General features: G+C 47.8%; 17 protein-coding genes. 11 read left to right on the forward strand and 6 right to left on the reverse strand.

Annotation, left to right across the window (positions count from 1 at the left end; translation table 11 throughout):
- Positions 1-41: 41 nt before the first annotated feature.
- Positions 42-899 carry a PA4780 family RIO1-like protein kinase gene (locus EXY25_RS00515; protein WP_130565331.1) on the reverse strand — a complete coding sequence of 286 codons (858 nt, stop codon included), beginning with the start codon at positions 897-899 and terminating at the stop codon, positions 42-44.
- Between the two features lie 255 nt (positions 900-1,154).
- Here EXY25_RS00515 and EXY25_RS00520 point away from each other — a divergent pair, with 255 nt between their 5' ends.
- The 4 genes from EXY25_RS00520 to EXY25_RS00535 all read left to right on the forward strand — a co-directional run bounded on the left by EXY25_RS00520 (position 1,155) and on the right by EXY25_RS00535 (position 10,120).
- Entirely contained in the window at positions 1,155-2,318 is a 1,164-nt protein-coding gene (locus tag EXY25_RS00520) for an exonuclease SbcCD subunit D (RefSeq protein ID WP_130565332.1), read from the forward strand.
- On the forward strand, positions 2,315-5,401 hold the full coding sequence (locus EXY25_RS00525) for an AAA family ATPase (protein WP_130565333.1): 3,087 nt from the start codon (positions 2,315-2,317) through the stop codon (positions 5,399-5,401). Before EXY25_RS00520 ends, EXY25_RS00525 begins: the two co-directional genes overlap by 4 nt.
- 136 nt (positions 5,402-5,537) lie before the next feature.
- Positions 5,538-7,763 (forward strand): cation:dicarboxylate symporter family transporter, encoded by a 2,226-nt coding sequence (locus EXY25_RS00530; protein WP_130565334.1) that lies wholly within the window; start codon positions 5,538-5,540, stop codon positions 7,761-7,763.
- Positions 7,764-7,906: 143 nt separating this feature from the next.
- Complete coding sequence (locus tag EXY25_RS00535) at positions 7,907-10,120, forward strand: EAL domain-containing protein (RefSeq protein WP_165419207.1); 2,214 nt, start codon at positions 7,907-7,909, stop codon at positions 10,118-10,120.
- A gap of 12 nt (positions 10,121-10,132) precedes the next feature.
- On the opposite strand, the gene EXY25_RS00540 is transcribed toward EXY25_RS00535, so the two are convergent.
- A complete protein-coding gene (locus EXY25_RS00540) occupies positions 10,133-10,627 on the reverse strand; it encodes a M48 metallopeptidase family protein (protein WP_114338478.1) in 495 nt (164 codons plus the stop codon).
- A gap of 243 nt (positions 10,628-10,870) precedes the next feature.
- On the opposite strand from EXY25_RS00540, the gene EXY25_RS00545 reads away from it, so the two are divergent.
- Both EXY25_RS00545 and EXY25_RS00550 read left to right on the forward strand, forming a co-directional pair.
- Positions 10,871-11,368 (forward strand): hypothetical protein, encoded by a 498-nt coding sequence (locus EXY25_RS00545; RefSeq protein WP_130565336.1) that lies wholly within the window; start codon positions 10,871-10,873, stop codon positions 11,366-11,368.
- Positions 11,369-11,418: 50 nt separating this feature from the next.
- Positions 11,419-11,790 carry a hypothetical protein gene (locus EXY25_RS00550; protein WP_130565337.1) on the forward strand — a complete coding sequence of 124 codons (372 nt, stop codon included), beginning with the start codon at positions 11,419-11,421 and terminating at the stop codon, positions 11,788-11,790.
- Between the two features lie 85 nt (positions 11,791-11,875).
- Here the strand turns inward: EXY25_RS00550 and EXY25_RS00555 are convergent, their stop codons facing one another.
- A complete protein-coding gene (locus tag EXY25_RS00555) occupies positions 11,876-12,964 on the reverse strand; it encodes a rhomboid family intramembrane serine protease (protein ID WP_130565338.1) in 1,089 nt (362 codons plus the stop codon).
- On the reverse strand, positions 12,964-13,578 hold the full coding sequence (locus EXY25_RS00560; protein ID WP_130565339.1) for a hypothetical protein: 615 nt from the start codon (positions 13,576-13,578) through the stop codon (positions 12,964-12,966). The genes EXY25_RS00555 and EXY25_RS00560 overlap by 1 nt, the downstream gene beginning before the upstream one ends.
- A gap of 180 nt (positions 13,579-13,758) precedes the next feature.
- Here EXY25_RS00560 and EXY25_RS00565 point away from each other — a divergent pair, with 180 nt between their 5' ends.
- The 3 genes from EXY25_RS00565 (at position 13,759) to EXY25_RS00575 (ending at position 16,677) form a co-directional block, all read left to right on the forward strand.
- Positions 13,759-14,454, forward strand: a complete 696-nt coding sequence (locus EXY25_RS00565) for a M50 family metallopeptidase (RefSeq protein WP_130565340.1) — start codon at positions 13,759-13,761, stop codon at positions 14,452-14,454.
- A gap of 194 nt (positions 14,455-14,648) precedes the next feature.
- On the forward strand, positions 14,649-16,037 hold the full coding sequence (gene dbpA, locus EXY25_RS00570; RefSeq protein ID WP_114338484.1) for an ATP-dependent RNA helicase DbpA: 1,389 nt from the start codon (positions 14,649-14,651) through the stop codon (positions 16,035-16,037).
- 313 nt (positions 16,038-16,350) lie between these two features.
- Positions 16,351-16,677, forward strand: coding sequence for a hypothetical protein (locus EXY25_RS00575; protein ID WP_233496479.1), 327 nt, complete (start codon positions 16,351-16,353; stop codon positions 16,675-16,677).
- Here EXY25_RS00575 and EXY25_RS00580 read toward each other — a convergent pair.
- Positions 16,674-18,608, reverse strand: coding sequence for a RecQ family ATP-dependent DNA helicase (locus EXY25_RS00580; protein WP_130565341.1), 1,935 nt, complete (start codon positions 18,606-18,608; stop codon positions 16,674-16,676). The two genes, EXY25_RS00575 and EXY25_RS00580, sit on opposite strands and share 4 nt — an antisense overlap.
- Positions 18,609-18,765: 157 nt before the next feature.
- Between EXY25_RS00580 and EXY25_RS00585 the strand changes: the two genes are divergently transcribed.
- The gene (locus tag EXY25_RS00585; protein WP_130565342.1) at positions 18,766-19,962 is read left to right on the forward strand and encodes an MFS transporter; all 1,197 of its coding nucleotides are present in this window, start codon (positions 18,766-18,768) and stop codon (positions 19,960-19,962) included.
- Positions 19,963-19,999: 37 nt separating this feature from the next.
- Here EXY25_RS00585 and EXY25_RS00590 read toward each other — a convergent pair whose 3' ends face one another.
- Positions 20,000-20,188 (reverse strand): hypothetical protein, encoded by a 189-nt coding sequence (locus EXY25_RS00590; RefSeq protein WP_114338488.1) that lies wholly within the window; start codon positions 20,186-20,188, stop codon positions 20,000-20,002.
- Between the two features lie 367 nt (positions 20,189-20,555).
- Here EXY25_RS00590 and EXY25_RS00595 point away from each other — a divergent pair, with 367 nt between their 5' ends.
- Positions 20,556-22,583, forward strand: coding sequence for a hypothetical protein (locus EXY25_RS00595; protein ID WP_130565343.1), 2,028 nt, complete (start codon positions 20,556-20,558; stop codon positions 22,581-22,583).
- Positions 22,584-22,588 lie beyond the last annotated feature (5 nt).

Genomic DNA, 22,588 nt, shown 5'->3' on the forward strand with positions numbered 1-22,588 from the left:
GTAACGACGGGGACGACAGCTCGACTGCATTTTTCTGTAGGTTAGTTGCACTCTTCTGCGTCTTTAATCCGTTGCTGATTTTCCTGCATCTCTTCAAATGCTGCTTTAATTTCATCAACGATAGAGCTCACATCCGTGATCTCTTCACTTTCAACGAAGTCACCAGTAAGCTCAGCATCTGGTGTTAACTCGCCACTTTCATACAGGGCCCAGATCTCTTTAGCGTATTTAGTGCTGAGTAATTCTGGTGCGAATTGACCGTAATAGGCTGTCATATTGTCGACATCGCGTGCAAACATGCGCTGAGCATTATTGTTTGCTGATGCGTCAACCGCTTGAGGTAGGTCGATGATGACTGGACCGTAGTCATCTACCAGTACATTAAACTCTGATAAATCACCATGAACGACACCGGCACAAAGCATACGTACGATGTATTGCATGACGATCCGGTGATCCTCAATCGCGTGTTCTGCCGGCATCACCACATCGTTCAGGCGAGGGGCCACATCACCCTCGTCATCGGTGACCAGCTCCATGAGTAACACGCCGTCATAGCAGCCAAATGGTTGTGGTACACGCACCCCAGCAGCGGCGAGCTTATACAAAGCATCCACTTCGGCGTTTTGCCAAGCGGCTTCTTGCTGATCGCGACCAAATTTGGAGCCTTTTTCCATTGCTCTAGCACGGCGGCTATTACGTACTTTTCGGCCTTCTTGATACTGCACAGCTTTTTTAAAACTGCGCTTCATCGCCTCTTTATAAACCTTGGCACAACGTATCTCATCGCCACAACGGACAATGTATACGGTGGCTTCTTTGCCGCTCATTAACTGACTGATCACTTCGTCGACTAAGCCATCGTCGACCAGCGGCTGTATGCGTTTCGGTATTTTCATAGCGTCCTTATACAGGAGTTGCGTAAGTGATGTAAAACTTGTCCGCCGGTGTCCGCCTGTATCCGCGGATTTGTTGCTATGTTATCGGCTAACTTTGGGCGTTTTAAGTCATCTTTCGTTAATTGGCTGTAGGATAGCTATTAGCTATTGAATACAATGAAAACTCTATATGCAGATGGTGTGCTGTTTTTGTGTGCTCGCTACAGATAATGCGCCTACGCCGTTGTTAACCTTGGTTGCTGGAGCGATTCTCTTTTGAAGTTTATTCATACCTCAGACTGGCATTTAGGGCGGCAGTTTCATAATGCGTCGCTGTTGGAAGATCAGCGTCATATTTTGCAACAGATAGTGGATATTGCCGAACGAGAGCATGTAGATGCAGTGATTGTGGCCGGTGATATATATGACCGTTCAGTACCACCTGCTAATGCCGTGGCGTTGTTGGATGAGGTACTCGATAAACTGTGCCATGAATTGCAGCTGCCAGTGCTGATGATTTCCGGCAATCACGACAGTGCCCAGCGTTTACGTTTTGCTGCTAACCAGTTACGCCAGTCTGGTTTGCACATCATGGGCGATCTTGGCTTGTTAACCACACCCGTGTTGCTGCACAGCGCAACGGCGGGCACAGTGCAGTTTTTCGGTTTGCCGTACTGTGATCCTGAGCAGGTGAGGGATGCTTTTAACGACGAGGCTAGTGCTCAGTTGAAAACTCATGATCAAGCGATGGCCTATTTAATGGCGCAACTTGATGCAGCACGGGATAAACAGTTGCCATCAGTTGTGATTGCTCACTGTTTCGTGGCTGGCGGCACCGGGTGTGAATCTGAACGTCCTCTGTCCATTGGTGGGGCTGAACAGGTCTCAGCCAGTCACTTTTCTGCTTTCAATTACACCGCGCTGGGTCACCTGCATGGTCCGCAAAAGCAGGGGGCTGAACATATTCGCTATTCAGGCTCACCACTTAAATATAGTTTTTCTGAGCAAAATCAGAATAAAAGCATTTCATTGGTCAGTATTGATGAGGCCGGTGCTGCTCACGTTGAGCTTATACCGTTACAGCCCTTGCGTGATATGCGGATCATTGAAGGGGAGCTGAACGTGTTAATTGCGCAAGGAAAAACCGATCCCCATAGTGACGACTATCTGATGGTGCGGTTGACTGATACCCACGCCATTCTTGATCCCATGGGTAAGCTACGTGCGGTTTATCCAAATGTGCTGCATTTAGAGAAACGGATGTTGCAGGCGCGCAGTGACAATGAGCAAGCCTTGCAGCGAGAAAAATTGCGGCAAAGTGAGCTGTCGATGTTTCGTGATTTCTTTCAGCAAGTGCACGGCAACGAACTGACAGGCGAACAGGATCAAGCCTTACAAACAGTGATTAAGCAGTTGCATCAAGACGAGGCAAACCGATGAAGCCATTAATGCTGACGATGCAGGCGTTCGGGCCGTTTTCTGCCACTGAAATCGTTGATTTCAGTGCGTTTGGCGATAATGCTTTGTTTTTGATAAATGGCCCCACCGGTGCCGGTAAAAGCACTATTTTGGATGCGATCTGTGTGGCGCTTTATGGGCAAACCACAGGCGCCGAACGTGAGTCGGCGCAAATGCGTTGTGACCATGCCGATCCTGAGCTAGCCACAGAGTTGACGCTGGAGTTCGAACTGGCTGAAAAGCGGTATCGGGTGCAACGTAAGCCGCAACAAGAGAGACCAAAAGCCAGAGGCGAGGGTACGACAACGCAAGCGGCCGAAGCGAATTTATGGCTGCACTGTACCGATGACTCAGCAAACGCAAGCACAGCTTGGACGTTATTAGTGAGTAAGAAGGTCGGTGAAGTTAATGATGCCATTCGTGACATTACCGGACTAAGTGTTGAGCAGTTTCGTCAGGTGATGGTATTGCCGCAAGGAAAATTTCGTGAACTCTTACTCGCCGACTCCAAGAGCCGGGAAGCTATTTTTAGTCAGCTATTCCAGACGCAGATCTATCGCAAGATAGAAGATAGCTTGAAGATCAAAGCCAGTGCTATCCGCCGTGATGCTGAAGCCCATCGAAATAAAATCAAAGGGATCTTGGAAAACGCCGGTGTTGACTCGGAACAGGCTCTCAATGCTGAACGTAATGCGCTTGCACCACAGTTGCAGGAAGCAGAACAGAAGAAAAAGCGAGCATTTGACCAACAATTGGGGGCGCAGAATGCCCTTGAGGCGGGTAAAAATCTAACTGAACGCTTTCAGCGTTATCAGCAAAGAAAACAAGAGCTTATTCAGGCCGAAGTTCAGGCTGAGCAGATTGAAGGATTAAAGCAGCAATGCTTGCTGGCGGAGCAAGCGGAGCAGATCAATCCAATTTATACGCCGGTAGTGGAGGCTGAACGCGAATTAAACAGCTTATTGCTGGTTAGGGAAGAAGCAAAGCATTCCCTATCGCAGGCGACGACAACTTATCAGCAGGCGTCGACTCGCTACGAGCGTGCGATAGAGAATGCCAAACAGGTTGATGAGCTGAAAAACCAGCAAAATGAGTTAGCTCGTTTGCAAACGCAAGTGGTTAACTTAGGTCAAGCACGCTTGCGTTGGTCTTCTGCACAGCAAGCTGCAGAAGCGAGTGAAAACACTTACCTTCAAGCTCAGCAGGTGCTCGTTGACAGCAAACGGCAACTCTCCGAATTGGAACAACTGAATGTAACCGCGCAGCAGCAGCTCATGCGGATGCCGGAGTTACAGGTCAGACAAACCACGCTCAAGCAGCAGCGCGATCACCGGGTTGCATTAGATGAGTTGCGTCAGCAACGAGCGCAGGCAGAGATGAGCGGTAAGCAAGCGCTGCTGGAAAAGCAAACTTTGCAACAAGAGTCAGCGCGTTTAGCACGCGACATGGCCGCGATAGAAATGCAATGGCACAGCGGTCAGGCGGCCCTCTTAGCGGCGCAGTTGGGGGTTGGCGAACCATGTCCGGTATGTGGTAGCAAAGAGCATCCGCTACCCGCTCATCGGGCGATGACGGATGATGGTTCTGCGTTAGTGACACATGAGCAAGTTGAACAGGCGCGGCGTCGGGTGAACGACCAACAGGGGCTGTTACAGCAGGCAGAAAACAGATATACCGAGTTACAGCAGGTCTGGAAGGGGCTCAATCAACAGGTACTGGCGGTGGAATTGCAGCTAGCTGAATTTGCAGAGCAATCGTTAGTTCAGCTGGACGAGGAGCTTGCTCAGTTATCTGCTGATGTTGATAGATTACTACAATGCCAACAGCAATTAGCGCAGCGCCAGAGACAGATTGAAGCATTGCATCAGCAATTGACCGGCTTGGAAAGCGAGCAGCTTAAACTCCAGCAACAAAGCGCGGATGCACAAAAAGCTGTTGCCGTGGCCGTCGCTGAGCTGCGGCGCTTGGAAACCGAGGTACCGGAGCATTTTCGGGCTAACGGTGCTTTGGAAGCTGAGATCACCCGGTTTGAAAAGCAATGGCAAGCATTAGAGCTGGCGCTGCAACAAGCGACACTGGCACGTGACCAGGCGCGCTCTGCGCTGGACAAAGCCGGTGAGGGAGATAAGCGTTTGCAACAACAGCTAGATGAAAGCAGAGCGAAACAGCAGCAGCGTGTGCAGGCATGGCATTCGGCGCTTAGCAACTCAGGTTTTGCAGATGAAAACGCTTTTCAACAAGCCCGTTTAGCAAGTGATGAGCTGCAAGCTATAAAGCTGACGATCGAAACATATCAACTTCGTTTCAGTGAACTTCAAGGACAGGTCAAGCAGTTAGCGGAAGAGTTAGATGGGCAGGCAACACCGCAACTAGAGGTATTAACGCAACAATTAGCCCTGTGCCAGCAGACGTACAGAGAAACTGATCAGCGAGCAAGTACGCTGCATGCGCGCCTCACTTCACTCGATCATACGCTGAAAAACCTGCAGGCCGCTCACCTGACAAACCAAGCGCTGGAAGCGCAATATGAGATTTACGGTACGCTTAGTGATGTAGCTAATGGTCAGACAGGTAACAAGATCAGCCTGCAGCGTTTTGTTTTGAGTGTTTTATTGGATGATGTGCTCATTCAGGCATCACACCGCCTGCAACTGATGAGCAAAGGCCGCTATTTGTTGCTGCGAAAAGAAGACCGTAGTAAAGGCAATCGCGCCTCAGGACTTGAGTTGGAGGTAGAAGATGCTTATTCGGGCAAGACTCGTTCGGTAGCGACACTGTCTGGCGGCGAGAGCTTTCTGGCTGCGCTTGCCTTAGCTTTGGGTGTGTCTGATGTGGTACAGAGCTATTCCGGGGGGATTAAGTTAGACACCCTGTTTATCGACGAAGGCTTTGGTAGTCTTGATCCCGAGTCATTGGATCTGGCTGTACGTACTTTGGTGGATCTGCAACACAGTGGACGTATGATTGGTATCATCAGTCATGTCAGTGAACTGAAAGAGCAGATGGCGATGCGGCTTGATGTAGTTGCAACGCCAAAAGGCAGTAGTGTCCAACTTATCGCCTAAAAAGATGCGCTGAAGCGGTTAAGATTAACGGGAGTAACACCTGATCTTAATGTTTTTCAATAGTTTCAGTCACACAGCAGTGAGTAGCCAGTATAATTACTCTGCGATATCTATCTATTTAAGGATGATCTGATTTATGGGGCGGCTCCGCAAACCCAAGTTTCACTTCAAGTTACGGAAACCAAAAATAAAGCTGAAAGGTGGCTCCAGTTGGATCTTTATTGGCCTAATTGCTGGTCTGTTTACCGGATTGTTTTTTGGTGAAATGGTGGGTTGGATGCAGTGGCTGGGGAGCGCTGTTATTTTTCTACTGCAAGCCACTGTGTTGCCTTATATGGTTATGTCGTTGTTATACGGGGTTGGCTCGTTAACCACTGGCCATGCCAAACTACTATTCAGTAAAACGAGTATTGTATTGGTTCTTTTATGGGTTCTGGGTTTATTGGTGATTTTATTATTGCCGCTTTCTTTCCCTGAACAGCTAAATGCCTCGTTTTTCTCGGCCAGTGTGCTGGAAGTGCCTCCAAGCCCCGACTACATGAAGCTGTATATACCTTCAAATCCTTTTCATTCATTAGCGGAAGGCTACGTTCCTGCTGTTGTTATCTTCTGCATGCTGTTTGGTGTGGCGCTTATTCGCATACAAAACAAGCAAGCCTTTATGTCGCTGACTGAAACCTCCGTGACTGCGCTGAGTAAAATGACCGGCATGATAGTGAAGATTCTGCCTATAGGTGTCTTTGCCAGTACTGCCGCGGCCGCCGGTACCATGACATTGGAGGAGTTCAGTTCGCTACAGGTGTTTCTTATCTCCTATATGGTGCTGTGTCTTTTTCTGACCTTTGTCTTGCTACCATTTACCTTGAGTGCGCTAACGCCGTTTACCTACAGAGAAGTGATGACTATCAGTCGAGATTCACTGATCACCGCTTTTGCCACCGGTAATATCCTGATCTTACTGCCAGTCTTAACCGAACAGTGTAAAAATATTTTTCATGCCAGAGGCTTAGCGACAGAAGAGACCGATAAGTTGATCGGTGTGACCATGCCTGTCGCGTTTACTTTTCCTAATTTGGGCAAGTTGACCGTTATCTTGTTTGTTCTGTTCGCTGCTTGGTTTGTTGATAAAGAGCCGCCCTTTTCTTTAGCGACGATGACCTCTATTTCTGGCCTGTTTACTCTCTTTGGCAGCGTTCAGGTTGCCGTACCCTTTATGCTTAATCTGCTGGAAGTGCCTGCGGATCTGTATCAACTGTTTTTGATCAGTAATGTTATTACTTCGCGGTTTAATTCCATGGTAGCGGCGCTGAATTTGGTCGTGTTGGTTCTAATCACCATCACTATGGTACAGAACCAGCTACGGATCACCTTGATGCGGGGGCTATTTTATTTAGGAATTCTTGCGGGTGGTTTTGTTGCGACACTGCTGTTAAATCGATTGATTACCGCCCCATTTGTTGAGGACCAGTACACCCAAAGTTCATTAGTTGCAGAGATGAAGATGGTCGGGCAGGTACCTGAAAAAGTGTATGCAGAGTTACCAAAGCTTTATGAAACCGGTCGTTTCTCTAAAACAACGGTCGCGCAGATAAAGCAGCGTAATATTCTTCGTGTTGGTTTTCATCCGAAGAATGTGCCGTTCTCTTATTTCAACGCTAATGGGGAGTTGGTGGGATTTGATATCTCGCTAGCGCATCAGTTGGCCAGCGATCTTGGCGTCGAGATCCGTTTTGTACCACTCGATTACAATAAGCTGCCCATCGAATTAGGGCGTGGATTTTATGATATTGCGATGTCAGGATTGGCGATGACAGCCGAGCGTATTGCCGATATGTCGTTTACAGATCCCGTGCTACAACTTCATGTGGCGGTCGTCGGAAGAGATCATGAGTTAAGTGTTCTTTCCGATCCCGAATTATTGAAGAAACAAACCAAGTTGGTGATTGCCACATTAGATCATTCGGACATCGTCAAGCATATCAACAGAGCCTACCCAAATGCTGAAGTGGTTATGCTGAAAGATTACGAGCAATTTTTCGAAGCAAAAGAGGGCACTTATGATGCTTTGTTGGTTAGTGCTGAGGCTGGCTATGCCTGGACCGTGCTTTATCCAGAATTTGGCGTCTGGATCCCGACTAACGCGAAGAAGAGGGTGCCTGTTGCCTATGCCCTCAATCGTTCGAATAATGATTTGTTGAGTTATCTGGATGATTGGTTGGATATCCAGCAATCTAATGATTTTATTGGCCAACAGTATGAGTTTTGGATCCTTGGCGGCGGTGCCAAACATCGACCACCTCGTTGGTCGGTGATTAAGGATCTTCTGGGCTGGGTCGGTGATAAGTCCGAGCCAGATGAATAATGCTTCGTGCGTGGGAGTTGAGTTGGCATTTCAGACCATTATTATCCACGCTATTAGCCATGCAAGTGGTTGATTTTCAATATTGAGCTTGACGTAAAACTTTTGCCTCTGTTAGCTTCTAATGAGTTGATGGAGCAATGAAATTGGCGAATGTCATAAAGGACAATGATCGCAGCCGAGCACTGGCTGAGTCTAAATGGATCGTTTTTTTAACCAGTATCATGTTATTGATATTGGTTATCTGGGGCGCGCTTTCTTCCATTCAGCTTCATTATAATTATCAAAAATCCCTGATGGATTCGGTCACTAAAAGTGTCTTGGCTGAGTATCAGGAACACCTCACGCAACTTCGCTTAACGATTGACCAGTTTCAATTTCGCCACGCATCAGCGTTGGCCCAGTTGGTTCTATCCGGTAATCAGACCTCGAAAGATGAGTACATGGAGCTGTTAACGCAGCTGCGTGAAGAGGTCGATGATGTGCGCTTATTTGCCATTGTCGACAGTTCAGGAAAGGGGGTGTTGTCACAGTTCACAGGGGAATTTTTGCCTGACTGTAGAGAAGAGATTGATGATACCTTGCTGCGAGGCAGTCAGGAGAACCTGTTTCTGCATCGCAGCCCGAATGGTTTTCACTATGACCTGTTGCAACCCTTACTTGTTGATAAACAGGCCGGTCTGTTTCTTTTTGTTGCTTTTGACCCTGCGGTATTAGAGAGGATATTAACCCAGCACCAACTTCCCTATCAGCAGCTGTTTTTGATGCGTAGTGACCAGTCCGGCAAGATTGAGTTTGGTACAGAGATCTCGCTTGAAAAAAGTCATGATCAGTCGATCTATATGAGTGGGGAAGAGGTGCATCAATTTGATTTCCTCAAGCCCATTCCGGGGACGCGTTGGCAGTTGGCTATTCGTTTGGCTCCTGAATATAACGCGCGAGTTTACTTGGAAAGCATTCTACAAGCGTTATTGCTTTGGGGAGTGACTACCGGTTTCGTATATCTATTCTATCAGGCCCAGCGCCGGCGCCTCTACAAACAACGGATTATGGAAAAAGAGTTGAGCTTTAAGACCTCCCACGATGAGCTCACAGGGACCATGAATCGTGCAACTTTTGAGGGACAGTTAGCAGCGTTTATTGCGCAGCACAGTGGCCAACTGATGATGGAAGGTGTGGTGTTGCTCATCGACATCGACCAGTTTCAATTGGTGAATAACAGTTTTGGTTACAGCGCTGGAGATAGCTGCCTTAATTTGCTCTCTTTTGCCCTGCGGCGACAGCTACCAGCTCAGGCAAAAATAAGTCGACTTAGCAGCGATGAGTTCGCTGTGATGTTGCCGGAATTGCATCATGAACTGGCTCATGGCTTTGCCGAAAAGGTTAGGCAGCAGATCGAACAGTTCGACTTCACCCACATCGCACCCGATCTTTCTTTGTCAGCCTCCGTTGGCGCTTTCGTTTTAGATGGGCAACAGTTAGGTAGTGAGGAGGTATTTAATGCCTTGGCACAAGCTGTTCGCCTTGCGAAATCGAAAGGCGGTAATCGAGTACAGCTTTACCACAGTGACGATGTCGCGTTATCACAGCATGCACAAGAGATGAATGTTGTTCGCGAGCTGCGAGCAGCACTTAATGACAATCGTTTGCAGCTTTATCGCCAGCGCCTAAGAGCTTTGAGCGATGCATCACAAGCGTCACGTTACGAAGTGCTAGTGCGGTTAATCGATCATCACGGCTCTCTTCTGACGCCTGATAAATTCATACCTGCGGCTGAGAAATACGGCTTAATCAGCCAGGTTGACCACTGGGTGATTGAAGCAACATTTGCTGCGATAGCAAAGGACATCGGCGATAGTAGTAGTCATTACAGTATCAACCTGTCGGGTGTGACCCTCGGCGATAAAGGGATCATCTCTTTTGTTCATGCCATGTTGGAAAAATATCAGGTAGCACCGCAACGCATCGGCTTTGAGATAACGGAAACCTATGCGATCACTCACCTAAGCGCCGCTATCGCCTTTATTGAGCAGATGACAGCGATTGGCTGTGAGTTTTCATTGGATGACTTTGGTAGCGGGCTATCATCGTTCAGCTATCTACAGCAACTGCCGGTGCACAACCTTAAAATTGATGGAGTGTTTATTCGTAACATCTGCGACAACCGCTTGAATCAAGTGTTTGTGGAAACGATGCACCGTTTGGCGAAAGAGATGGGTAAGAAGACCGTGGCAGAGTTTGTAGAAACTGAGAGCGCGCAGCACTACCTGTCATCAATAGGGGTGGATTACGCCCAAGGCTATCATCATCATAAACCGGAGTTTTGGTTCGAATACAGTGCGGACGTTACGGGTAGTTAGCGTCGATTTATTCTATTCATTAAATTCCCGATAAGTCAGATATAAGCGGGCGTCAAATTCCAGCTGATGGTAATCGGGCTCCATATGACAACAAAGCGCGTAAAAGGCTTTGTTATGCTCCTTTTCTTTCAAATGTGCTAGCTCATGTACCACCAGCATTCTTAACAGTGGCTCCGGTGCGTTGCGAAACAGGCTGGAGATCCGTATCTCATTTTTGGCTTTCAGGTTTTTGCCGTGTTGCCGTGAAACAAACGTGTGTAAGCCCAGAGCATGATTGACCAGATGGATTTTGGGATCGTAAATGACTTTACTTAGTGGAGCGGATTTTTTCAGGAACTGGTTTTTAATCGCGAGCGTATAGTTGTATAGCGACTTTTCAGTTTTTAGATCGTGCAGTGTGGGATATTTGTTTTCTATCCACGTAGCTAATTGACCGTTTTTAATCAATTTTTCGACTTGCCCAAGTACTTCGGGCGGATAGCCGTTTAGATAGCGTAATTCGTTCATGGTAGAACCGGTGTTTTAGCCTGACGCTATGATACCGAGGAATAAATTAAATATATCACCAATTTGCTGACGTACATATTACAGATCGTGCATTCCAATGGCGTTACTGTACTTTTGCCCCATCTGTTTCAGCCAATCGTTAAAGCCTTTAGTTGGTTTTGCTGCAGAGTTTAGCTGAGACACTGTTTGGCGCTGCATGGCATAGTAAGTTGAACTCAGGATAACTTAGGGAGCAGTTTTTATATGGGCCATAAACCACTTAGCCATCACAGCTATGATCTCTTATTGATAGGGTTGGTGGTGGGATTGCTGCTCCTGCTATCCGGTTGTGATCAGCATCAGGACGCCGAACTCGCCTTTCATCCGTCAGTCGATCTGGAGTTTCCCGAGCCGCAGTATTACGGTGCGATGTTCCTGGCTAGTGCGGTTCATCGCTGTGCCAGTGATAACCAAGTAACACCACAAGCCTGCGTAGAAAATGATGTTGTTGACATCGCCGTGCTGGATGATTCGCGGATAGCGCAGTTTAGTCTGCTTCAGTATATCGATCCGGGTAAGATCAGAGCTTGTGATGCCGACGACCAGGCGGTTTTCCCACATCACAGTGAGTATCCTGAAACATCTGTGTTCTGGGTCTGTTTTGACATGCAAGCACCCTATGAAGGGCAACGTTTGTTGCTGCATTTGCAACCGACGGATCACCCTCCTAGTTATCGCTTGGTCGGCATCGTGCGTTTTTAAGTCGTGAGTTTAGGTTTTGTCGCTACTTCTCACCAACGGAGGTGGATAGCATGGAATGTGTGAATAGAGAGGCAGTACCTAGTGCGTTAAGAAGTGCCCGTTATGCCATGTTAATCGGTGTCGGCTTACTGCTGCTAAGTGCGGCAATATCGGCTCTGTTTCAGACGGTATCTATGTTTTATTTGGCATGTAATGTCTACTTCGTCGGTTTTATTGCTGTGTTAGGCGGCTCAGTGACGGCGCTTCGCTTGGCAAAATTGAATGAGATGTTTTGGTATCGGGGGCAGTTTTTGGCGTTAGATAAAGTGACTCTGCTGCTCTACACCAGTTTTCGGTATCGGATAATCGCCGGTGCCACTATGTTGACCCTGTTTAGTGTGGGGTTGGCCGTGATCGCCTACCGCATCGTCGCTATAAGTTAGCGCACTAAAGTTGGTAAGGTTCGGTTTTAAAATTGGAGCCGCCCCAGCAATGAAACGCCTCCATATTTTTGCCGTGAGTACGGGGCTAACGGTTAACCACTGCTGCTGGATGAGCCAGCATTTGCAGTAAGGGGTTACGCATAAATATATAGGGTTTTAGCGCAACGCCCATGATTAAACCGCTAACAAAGCCGCCGATGTGGGCCCAGTAGTCAACACCACCTTCGCCAATCATCATGCCCAATACATTTAGTCCGACCCAAATAGCGAAGTACCAAACTGGCGCTAATTTCTTTTGATAGATAAATATCATAAACGTCAGGCTGGCATGGCGGAACCAGACTAAATAGACCCCAAATAACCCGGCTATTGCACCGCTGGCACCAATGGATGGGATCTCACTCTGCCAATTAAGCACTACGCTGATCAGACTGGATAAAATACCGAGAGCAAAATACAACGCGATGAAGCGGCGACGACCTAATGCATCTTCAATATTGTCACCGACTACATAGAGGAAATACATATTTCCCAGCAGGTGAAGGGGATCCCCATGCAAAAACATGCAGCTTGCCAGTGTCCATAATTGATCGCCGGCCAGTGTTGCTGCGGGCACATTGCCAAACAGAGAGACCAATTGGTTGGCCAACTCTGGATTACCAACATAACTCATAAAAATAAGACAGTTGAGCGCCATTAGCGTCCAGGTGACGACCGGTTTACGTTTCGGCTTAATGTTGTACTCGACTGGCATCTGCGATAGAAACTGAAATACGCGACTTTTCCAGCTCAGAGCTTGATTCAGCGAGCCAAGTGCTTGCTGTAACTTCGGAGACTGCTTTACTTGGTTAAGCTCATCGCTATCAACCCATACCCCTTCGCAATGCTCACATATATCAATTTCCAGTTGATAATCAGCGAGTAGGTGATGGCTTTGCATTGGGCCATGACGATCCGGACACTGGCGTTCACTAACACCGATTGACGCACCTAAATGCTGCTGATATTCGACCTGATCTTGGCCATTATCAACTTTGGATAACACCTTGTTCATTTCGCCTTGTTCAAACCAGTGGCCGCCACATGAACGACAAATGTCTAACTCCTCATCATGACAAGTGGTTGTCTCCAGATAGGTATCCGTGCAGCTAGGGCAGAGCGCTGGTGTTGCCATTATTTCACCTCATCCTGAAGATCAACGACAACATCGTACTTTTGCAGTTCAACTGTCAGTGCGGTGGCGCTCGCTTGCAGTTTGGGAAGCACTTCGTTGTTCATAGTGTCTAAGTGCTGCTGCAATAGGCTGCTGGCATGCTGACTACCATATTGACCTTGTTCTACTTTATGGATGATCTCATTGACGTCCGCGTAGAAGCGGCGCGTTTGAGTTAAGAAGTAGGTTGGGGTTTCCAACGTCGTGGGAGAAAACTTCATACTTTCCCAAACGTAGGAGCTTAAGCGTGGGTTTCTCAGCTTGATCGTATCAACAGAAACTCCCTTCTTAAGAACGTCGTGGTTGTATGCGTTGAGTAGGGCGGTATTGTCAGCTAACTCAGCATAAAGGGAGGAGCGGAGGTAGTAATTGTTCTGCTTGGTTTGCAGCGTATCGAAGATCAATGCCTGGGAAAGCCCCGCTTGTGCTGCGAGGTAAACGCCAATGACCGTTGCCAGAATGGTTAACAGATGAGAAAGCCAAAAACCGCTCTTAGAAAGATCTTTATTGTCGAGCTTTGGTAATGGCTTTTTGCCTGGTTTGTCGGACTTAGTTTGCGGGGCGGGCGTTTTCATTTCGACTCCATGTCTGCGTTAAGGGGTGAATGGTATGAGAATGCCGCTGTCATTAGCAAGTGATAGCCGCTGTTTACATGCTTAGTTGTTACTTAAACATGACTAGTGGTGAACGGAGACAATCTGCTACATTGCTTCAGCCGTATTTATGTTCATCGACTTAATTTATTGAAATAACAGATGCTAAAACCCCGTATTGAACTGATTGTTGCGTTGCTTTGCGCGCTAATACTGATCTGGCTACCTTTGGTCAGTGCACCATTAAAGTATTTTGAAACCCTGCTGCATGAGGGTAGTCATGGCCTCGCTGCTATTTTATCGGGTGGGCAGGTGGTTTCTATTGCATTGCATCTTGATGGCTCCGGTCTCGCTACCTCACGTGGCGGCTGGTCGTGGTTGGTCACTTTTTCCGGTTATGCTGGGGCCTCCTTATGGGCCTATACCTTGGCGCGGATCCAGTTTAGTAGTGTTTCCCGAAGAGTCGGTAGCTGGATCTATTTTGCTATTGTCGGTTTGTTTGTGCTTGGTAGCCTGATCTATACCCGAGATCCCATCACCTTGTTGATTGTTGGCTTTATCGGTGTGACATACTGGTGTTTGTTTCGCTGGCGCCACCAGCATTGGGCGACGTTCGCCAATCAGGTATTGGCGCTGTTTATCCTGCTGCAAAGCGCCATCAGTCCAAGCTACCTGTTGTATGTGGGAGACCGGGGTGACCATCTGGCGATGAAAGGTTATACCGGTATTCCGGGGATCGTTTGGGTTGTGCTTTGGACGCTCATCGCTGGCTTAATGATCTTCGATTTGTGTCGACGAGCTTGGGCGCAACCTCGTATGGCCAGCGAGCCTCTCCGTGCAGAGACTAGCGGCCTCTGAAGCACAGTATTGATGCCGTGCTTCGTCTGTTGAATCCTTTTAACTTCAGCGGCTGGTGAAAAAGACTGAGCGAAGTCTGCGCCATAGTAATAGAATGTGCCGTTATAAAGCGCTGTTTAACCCCGCGTTGCAACAGAAACCAGCGATAATGAAGCTCATAGTGCAGCTTCATTTTCCCAATTAGGAATAATCCCTTGAGCGAACTCGACTTTGCCTCCCTGGCGTTGCCCCAGCAACAGCTGACTAATTTATCTTCATTGGGCTATGAACAAATGACGCCCATTCAAGCGGAAAGCTTGCCGCTAATGCTTGCCGGTAGGGACGTTATCGCGCAGGGCAAAACTGGCTCAGGTAAAACCGCCGCGTTTGGCTTGGGGCTGTTGTCCCGTTTGGATGTAAAGCGTTTTCGAATTCAAGCGTTGGTGCTCTGTCCGACTCGCGAGTTAGCCGACCAAGTGGCGGTTGAAATACGCCGTTTAGCTCGCGCCACTCACAATGTGAAGGTGTTGACCTTATGCGGTGGTATGCCGTTCGGGCCGCAGGTCGGATCTTTGGAACACGGTGCGCATATCATTGTTGGCACACCGGGACGGATAGAAGAGCACCTAAGTAAAGGGCTATTGAAGTTACAGGATTTGAATACCTTAGTGCTGGATGAAGCTGATCGTATGCTGGAGATGGGTTTTCAGAGTGCGCTTGATTTCATCATTGATGAAACACCAGCAGATCGTCAAACCCTGTTGTTTAGTGCGACCTATCCGCCACAGATCGAATCTATTGCTAAGCGGATCATGGTGACCCCGGCGTTGGTTCAAGCGGCATCTACCCATGACAACAGCAGTATTCGTCAGCACTTTTATCAGGTGGCGAGTAACGATGATCGCCTACTGGCACTGAAGTTGTTGTTACTTAAACATGATCCTGAATCGGCTGTGGTTTTCTGTAATACCAAGCGTGAAACCCAGGAGGTGAATGATGCCTTGGTTGACGCTGGTTTTAGTGCGATGGCGCTACACGGCGATCTTGATCAAAAGGCGAGGGATCAAGCGCTGGTGCGTTTTGCCAATAAGAGTGTGAAGATCATGGTGGCGACAGATGTCGCTGCCCGCGGGTTGGATATTGATGCCCTGGATGCGGTATTTAACTACCACATAGCTCGTGATGCTGAAGTGCACGTTCACCGTATCGGGCGAACCGGCCGTGCGGGAAGCAAAGGCGTTGCGTGCTCCATCTATACCGATAAAGAGGCGTATAAAGTCTCTTTACTGGAAGAGTATTTAGATCGAGTCATTGAGGGTGAGGTGTTGCCATCACGCGAGCTGTTAAGCCAAGTGCCATCACAAGCAGAGATGATGACATTACAGCTCGATGGCGGTAAGAAACAGAAGATCCGCCCAGGTGATATCTTAGGCGCGCTGACTGGTGATAACGGTATTCAAGGCTCTCAGGTGGGTAAAATAAAAGTGGGTCCAATGTGGGCTTATGTCGCCGTGCACCGAGATGCATTGAAGCCTGCACTGCGTAAGCTGGAGCAGGGTAAGATCAAAGGTAAATCAGTACGCGTTCGTGTTATACGCGGTTAGTCGTCGCTGGATTTAAATTGATGCAGCTGCTTTGGAACGAGCCATGATATCAAAGCTAACTCGTTGGCTTGTTGGGCTTTCTGCTGCTGGTTATTTCACACCGATCAGGCACCCTGCGATATAGCCAGTGGCAGTTTGTTGCGTTAGCGGTGCCTGCGTCTATCTGTTTGCTATTAGCTTATCGCTTATTACGACAATACTAATAATTTGCCTGTGAGCGCGCAGTTTTCTCTGCAATGAGTTCGTAGTATGCCCAAATGAGCCGATTCAAGGTCTGTTTTGTACCTTGCCTATGTCGAATTTGGAGTATCGCTTGAGCGTCGCAGAAGAGAGAAAGCTGCTTGTTATTATCCGAGTTGAGCCCGGTTGCCTAGGGCCTGATGGTGCCGATCACATTGAAGGGTTTTGTCAGCTAGCGCAGCTGGCATTCGAACCTCGCTATGCCGGGATTATTCGCTGGCAGGTCGTGCCGCGCTACGATAAAAGCCTGCCTGAACTGCAGTATCTAATGGCAAATAAAAATCTTGCCCATGAGCAAGTTGAGAAAGTTTTAGATCTCATCAATTTGTCTCTCGACGACTTTGAAATAGAAACGGGTGATCGGCTGTCCATGCTAATCGATAAAACATTACGCCGTTAATTCAGCAGTGCTATCACTTTTGCCCGTATATCGGCGTATCTGAATTGCTCACATGAGCCGAACCCGGGTAATTGCCTGACCTTGTTACGCGCAAACAATGGGATGCTGAGTCCGGCAAGAAAGCGGCAATAGGTTTCTGTGGTTAACGAGTGCTTGGCGCGAGTGGCCATATGTTGCTTTAACCCGGCTAGCATTACTGACAGGGTCTGCTCATCAGCCCAAATAGGCGTTTCCGAGTAGGCGAGCTTGGCAACGTGACCGTGACATACGGAACAATGCCCGCAACGTTCAGGGGCTTGCTGATCATCAAAGTAACATGACAAGTTGTGACTGAGACAGCGGTCTAGCTCAAAAAAGCGTACCAGAGCGGCAATACGTTTTATCTCTTTTTGCTCTTTGTCGACAAAATATTGATAGAGGGTTTGTGCCAGGTCGGTGGCCGCCAGTGCAGATAGATTGACGTTAAATACCTCGGTCATTTTCTTAGTTTCTAGCTCAACTAACTGCTGCTCTTGCAGGTATTCCAAAGCGGTGACAATCCGGCCTCGCTGGCATTGATACGCGTGGCAAATACCATCAAAATCCGGCTCACCCCATACTTTCTTAAATCTCGTGTTGTCGATGATCGCTTTTATAAACGCTTGTCGCTCGCCTTCAAATCGCGCTAGCACAGTCTCTTTCGGTTGAATAAATTTGTACTTAAAATCGGCAAAATACGCATAACTTGGTTCTAGCACACCTAATAGTTCTAACTGCACCAACAGTGTTTTCAGCGGTAATTGGCGAATGTTTGCAGCATTCGACAACGCCGTTACTTGTAATTCCCATTGTCCATTTTGGGCTTCATCGCGAATGCTCTGAAGCACAAACTCAATACCATTTAGCTCCGGCGTGTCACCATATACAAAGTTCTCAACAGTATTGATTCCATCCAGATTGGCTAACGTGATGCAATGAGAAGGGTGCCCATCGCGTCCTGCTCGGCCTATTTCCTGGCTGTAGTTTTCAATCGACTTCGGCAGATCATAGTGGATAACGAAACGTATATCTGACTTGTCGATCCCCATGCCAAAGGCAATGGTTGCCACCACAATTTGAATCTTGCCAGCCATAAAGTCTGCTTGGATCTGTTTACGTCGTTCATCATCAAATCCAGCATGATAAGCACTGGCATTAAGCCCTTGCTGCTGTAGATAGTTAGCCACTTGTTCGGCGGTTTGCTGAAGTGTGACATATACAATGCCAGCTCCATTTTGTTGTTGTACCTGCTGTGCTAGCTGGGCGTTTTTTTCTGCGCTGGCAACGGGTATGACACTCAGGTCTAAATTGGCGCGGTAGAATCCCGTCTGCACTATGTGCTGTTCAGCGATGGCGAATTTGCTTGCCATATCCAGTTTGACTTTGCGGGTGGCGGTCGCGGTAAGTAGCAGCACCAAAGGGATATTCAATTGCTGCCGATAGGCGGGTAGCTTGAGGTAGTCTGGGCGGAAGTTATGACCCCATTCAGAGATACAGTGGGCTTCATCTACCACTAACATCGACAACGGCACACTGCCGATAAACTGGCGAAAACGTTCATTCTTAAATCGCTCTACCGACACCATCAGGATCTTCAATTTGCCTGACCGTACATCGGCCATCACCTGCTGGTTCTGTTCCGGCGTGAGAGTGGAGTCGATGCTGGCAGCAGCAATCCCCTTACTGGCAAGAAAGTCCAACTGATCTTTCATCAATGCTAATAGCGGTGATACCACCAAGGTCAAATGAGGTAGGTGAATCGCGCTTAGCTGATAACACAATGATTTTCCTGAGCCGGTGGGGAAGATCGCTAAGGATGAGTCTCCTGCCAAAAGTTGAGATATGGTCTGTTCTTGACCTGGACGAAACTGATCAAAGCCAAAAAACTGTTTAAGGGTTGCTGCTAGAGGCATGGATTATCCGCGGCTGGAAAGTCAAAGTGCTGAGCATAGAAACTAACATGGAAAGCGGTGTGTGGGGAGGGAGAGGCGATTTTCAACGACAACAGAATGTCGCTCTTTCTGTTAAAATAGCGTTTGCTCCTCTTTATGATGCCAATCGATATCGACTATGACTGACCGCTTTCGTTCGCCGCAGACTTTTTTATTGTTAATCGCCTTCGCTATGCCGGTGGCATTTTCCACTTGGTTGGCACTGCTTAATAACTTCGCTATCGATGGGGCAGGGTTTACCGGTAAAGAGATCGGCATCTTGCAAAGTTTGCGCGAAGTTCCTGGTTTCTTAGCGTTTACAGCCGTCTTTGTACTGCTCTTTATTCGTGAACAACGTTTTGCGGTGGTATCCCTGCTGGTGCTAGGGGTAGGGGTGGCTATCACCGGTTTTTTCCCCGCGGCTATCGGCCTCTATTTGACGACGATCTTGATGTCAATTGGGTTCCATTATCTGGAGACCATCAATCAATCGTTAACACTGCAATGGTTGCCAAAAGAGCAAACCGCACACTTTATGGGGAAGGCGATGGCCGTTAAAGGTGCAGCGGCAGTGCTCTCTTTTGGTGGTGTCTGGTTGTTGTTGGACTACTTTTCGGTCGCTTATGTCTGGGTATATCTGCTGTTTGGTTGCTTTGCGGTGTTGTTAGCAATACTGATGCTGATGGCATTTCCGCAGTTTCAAGATGGGCATGAACAACATAAAAAGCTGATTTTGAAACGCCGTTACTGGTTGTTCTACCTGCTGACCTTTTTTTCCGGTGCCCGGCGGCAGATCTTCGTTGTATTTGCAGGCTTCTTGATGGTGGAAAAATTTGGTTATAGCGCAGGGCAGATCGCCTTACTGTTTCTGTTTAACCATTTCTTTAATCTGTTTTTTGCCAGTCGAATTGGCCGGTGGATCGGCCATATTGGTGAGCGCCACGCGCTAACCATAGAGTATGTTGGCCTGTTCCTGGTTTTTACCGGTTATGCACTGGTTTCTGATGCTGATATAGCTGCTGTTCTATATGTGCTCGATCATCTGTTTTTCGCATTTGCCATCGCTATTCGTACCTACTTTCAAAAAATTGCTTCGCCGGAAGATATAGCCTCAACGGCGGGGGTGAGCTTTTCCATAAATCATATTGCAGCGGTGATTTTACCTGCGGCATTGGGGCTGGTTTGGTTGGTGTCACCTGCAGTGGTGTTTTATCTGGGCGCTGCGTTGGCTTTGGCATCGCTGCTATTAACCCAGTTGATCCCCAACAAACCACAACAGGGAAATGAGATCCGCTGGTTTGATTCGGCTGCCACTGCGCAAAGGCCAGCAAGTTAGTGGGTAACCTTACTGGCGCTTGTTGTCGCTCAGGGCATCAGCGACTTGCAGTTAGGTCAGATATCAACTGCTTAGCAGCTTCATCCACCGACAATTCGTCATCAAAGTATTGATGTTCCAGTAAGCTAGCTGGCAGATGGTTTGCAACTTCATCAGAAACGCCATAGTGATCTTTTAGCGTCTCGGCCACCTCTTTTTGCCAGTCAAAATAGTGTGCTGTGCTCATCGCTATACCCTCCTGTTTATCTGCAAAGGGAGCTGGTACTTGCTTTCCCTAGTAGTTTTGACAGGCAGAACCCATGAATTACTGCATCGCGGAGCTAATTATTCTTACTGTGCAGAACAGTCGATGTGGACTTGATAGTGCAAGTTACCTGAGATCGTGGAAATCCAATTGAATGATGAAATCCTTTCTGAATTAAGCAAATGCTAACATTTCCAGATGGTTTTCATTTCCTGATGACAGTGCTAGTCTTCACAATCTAGCAATTTTAATGGATTTTCAGCCCAAGCAGTGGGCCAGGTGAATGTCACAGGGAATGTGAAGGAAATGCCAAATCGAAGCAACAAGCTCCTTTTTTTAAGGAGTGTCAATGTACAGTAATACGCCAGCGAGCGTTGCCGCCAGAGTTAATCAAACGCTCCTTATCGACAATCTTGCCAACAGTTACATATTTTGCACTAGCGCTCAGCTTGATGGCAAAGATCCCCAAGATGCGCTGTGGTACCTGCGCGATGATTACTATGCGGGATTATTGTTACGCAGCCACAGTGATAGCTGGGGAGTGGCATTCAGTATCCGCAAGCTCTATCTGCAAATTAAACCTGAAGCGACATTGTTGCATCTAAAATCTGATGCCCAGTTATCGCAAGAGTTGACTGCGCTTATCGCCCATGGCGATGTGATGGTATTCAGAGAAGAAAACCGATATGACCAACTTGCCGCTGCCAGACGTTGGCAAGATGTGCCTCCTGCGGGCAGCAGCCAGCTAAGCGTGCCTAAGTCGGCCAAATCGTCACCCTCGAACAATAGCAACAACGCAGGGCCTGGTGTCAGTCAGCCAACCGCGCAGGGGGGGAAAGTAGCCACCGCTGCAACAACACCGGTGCTAGAACCGTTAGATCTCTATTGTGCATTGCCTAATGGCAAACCTGCGGCAGGGTTACCCTACAAAGCCACGCTGGCCACCGGTCAAGTCTTACAAGGTAAACTCGATGCAAAAGGCTTTGCCCACTTTACCGATTTAGAGCCCAGTAAGGTTGATGTTGAGTTTGGTGAGCTGCCAGATGAAGCGGCGATAAAAAATACGCGTAGCCAAATCGCTACTACGTTTGATGCCATTCTTGCCGACGAAAGAGCGGAAAGTGCTAAGTTAGAACAAGAATATCAAGCCCTAAACCCTATCGAAAAAGCGATTAAATTTGAGTGGTATCGGACTAAAGGTTTTTGGAATGCCGGTGTCGGCATGTTGGAATTTATCAACAATGGCTATGACGCAGTGGCACCCACCTCACAGCTTCGCCGTGGACTTGCTGCAGCTTGGGAAACGTTTGACACAGAAACTGATGATTGGCTGGGAACGTTCGCTGATAACTGGCAAGACAGCAATCATGAAGCGCTCGTCAAGGCGCTAGGCTTTGATCCGTCTGCAATTACAAAAGAAATGCTGGCAGAAGCCTACGAAGTTGCCAGTTTTATTTATGATGATGCTGAAACCAAAGCACTTCTACTAAAATTTGGAGCTGATTACGGCAAGGCTCAGCATATGTTGGAGCTGGCAGAGCTTTCTGGTGGTGCGGCCTTTGAAATTGTTTTGACAGCGGTTCTTGCTGCGTTAACCGGTGGTATCGGTGCGGCGGCATCTATTGCGAGCAAAATGCGTTACTTGACTCGTTTGAAGAAGTTGGGTCAGCTGTTCAGAGTGTTAGCGAAACAACTTAAGAAAAAACTTCGCTTTAAGAAAAAACAGGGAAGAACGGATCAACGCATTGATAGTCGCATCGAGAAGCCTGATGGGGCTGAGGTCGGCGGTATAGATACAGCTCAGAAATCTAAGACTATTTACGATGCAAATCATGACGCTAAATTGAATGAACATCATACAGTTGTTGATAAACACCAAGAAAAGTATGAGCAGCGTCGAGATGAGGCTATCGAAGGCGGAGAGAGTAACAGAACAGTTGGGGCGCATAAGGCTAAGGTCACTGAAGCTAAAGGAGAAAGGGCTGCGGCAAATTACATGGAGCAAAATCACCCTGACGCACAGATGGTTAGAGGATTTGAATCAGGAACAGGCTTTGATCAAGTCTGGGTTAAGCGGAATGTCGATGGTACGGTGAATGAAATAATTATTGTTGAAGCGAAGGGGCCTGGAGCTAAGTTAGGCACAAAAGCCAAGAAGGGTGACCAAATGTCGCAGGAGTGGATTGAAAATACTGCTGCTGAGATGGAGCGCTCTTCAAACCCTGCTGTCAGCGAGTTAGGCCAAAATATAGTTGATGCCATTGAATTTGGCCCTCCACCAAAAGTGTCAGGTATAGGGCTAGAAGCTATTGAGACAAATGGGGTTGCTAGCGGAGCTAAAGAAATAGCCCTTCCTAATGGGAATGCTTTTAATTAAACAAA

It is taken from the genome of Corallincola spongiicola, from assembly GCF_004284785.1.
GTDB lineage: Bacteria > Pseudomonadota > Gammaproteobacteria > Enterobacterales > Neiellaceae > Corallincola > Corallincola holothuriorum.

What these genes read in the sequence shown, in the direction of transcription:
- EXY25_RS00515 (WP_130565331.1), bottom strand. Translation starts at nt 899, where the DNA reads ATGAAAATACCGAAACGCATACAGCCGCTGGTCGACGATGGCTTAGTC.
- EXY25_RS00525 (WP_130565333.1), top strand. Translation starts at nt 2,315, where the DNA reads ATGAAGCCATTAATGCTGACGATGCAGGCGTTCGGGCCGTTTTCTGCC.
- EXY25_RS00530 (WP_130565334.1), top strand. Translation starts at nt 5,538, where the DNA reads ATGGGGCGGCTCCGCAAACCCAAGTTTCACTTCAAGTTACGGAAACCA.
- EXY25_RS00540 (WP_114338478.1), bottom strand. Translation starts at nt 10,627, where the DNA reads ATGAACGAATTACGCTATCTAAACGGCTATCCGCCCGAAGTACTTGGG.
- EXY25_RS00545 (WP_130565336.1), top strand. Translation starts at nt 10,871, where the DNA reads ATGGGCCATAAACCACTTAGCCATCACAGCTATGATCTCTTATTGATA.
- EXY25_RS00550 (WP_130565337.1), top strand. Translation starts at nt 11,419, where the DNA reads ATGGAATGTGTGAATAGAGAGGCAGTACCTAGTGCGTTAAGAAGTGCC.
- EXY25_RS00555 (WP_130565338.1), bottom strand. Translation starts at nt 12,964, where the DNA reads ATGGCAACACCAGCGCTCTGCCCTAGCTGCACGGATACCTATCTGGAG.
- EXY25_RS00560 (WP_130565339.1), bottom strand. Translation starts at nt 13,578, where the DNA reads ATGAAAACGCCCGCCCCGCAAACTAAGTCCGACAAACCAGGCAAAAAG.
- EXY25_RS00565 (WP_130565340.1), top strand. Translation starts at nt 13,759, where the DNA reads ATGCTAAAACCCCGTATTGAACTGATTGTTGCGTTGCTTTGCGCGCTA.
- EXY25_RS00580 (WP_130565341.1), bottom strand. Translation starts at nt 18,608, where the DNA reads ATGCCTCTAGCAGCAACCCTTAAACAGTTTTTTGGCTTTGATCAGTTT.
- EXY25_RS00585 (WP_130565342.1), top strand. Translation starts at nt 18,766, where the DNA reads ATGACTGACCGCTTTCGTTCGCCGCAGACTTTTTTATTGTTAATCGCC.
- EXY25_RS00590 (WP_114338488.1), bottom strand. Translation starts at nt 20,188, where the DNA reads ATGAGCACAGCACACTATTTTGACTGGCAAAAAGAGGTGGCCGAGACG.
- EXY25_RS00595 (WP_130565343.1), top strand. Translation starts at nt 20,556, where the DNA reads ATGTACAGTAATACGCCAGCGAGCGTTGCCGCCAGAGTTAATCAAACG.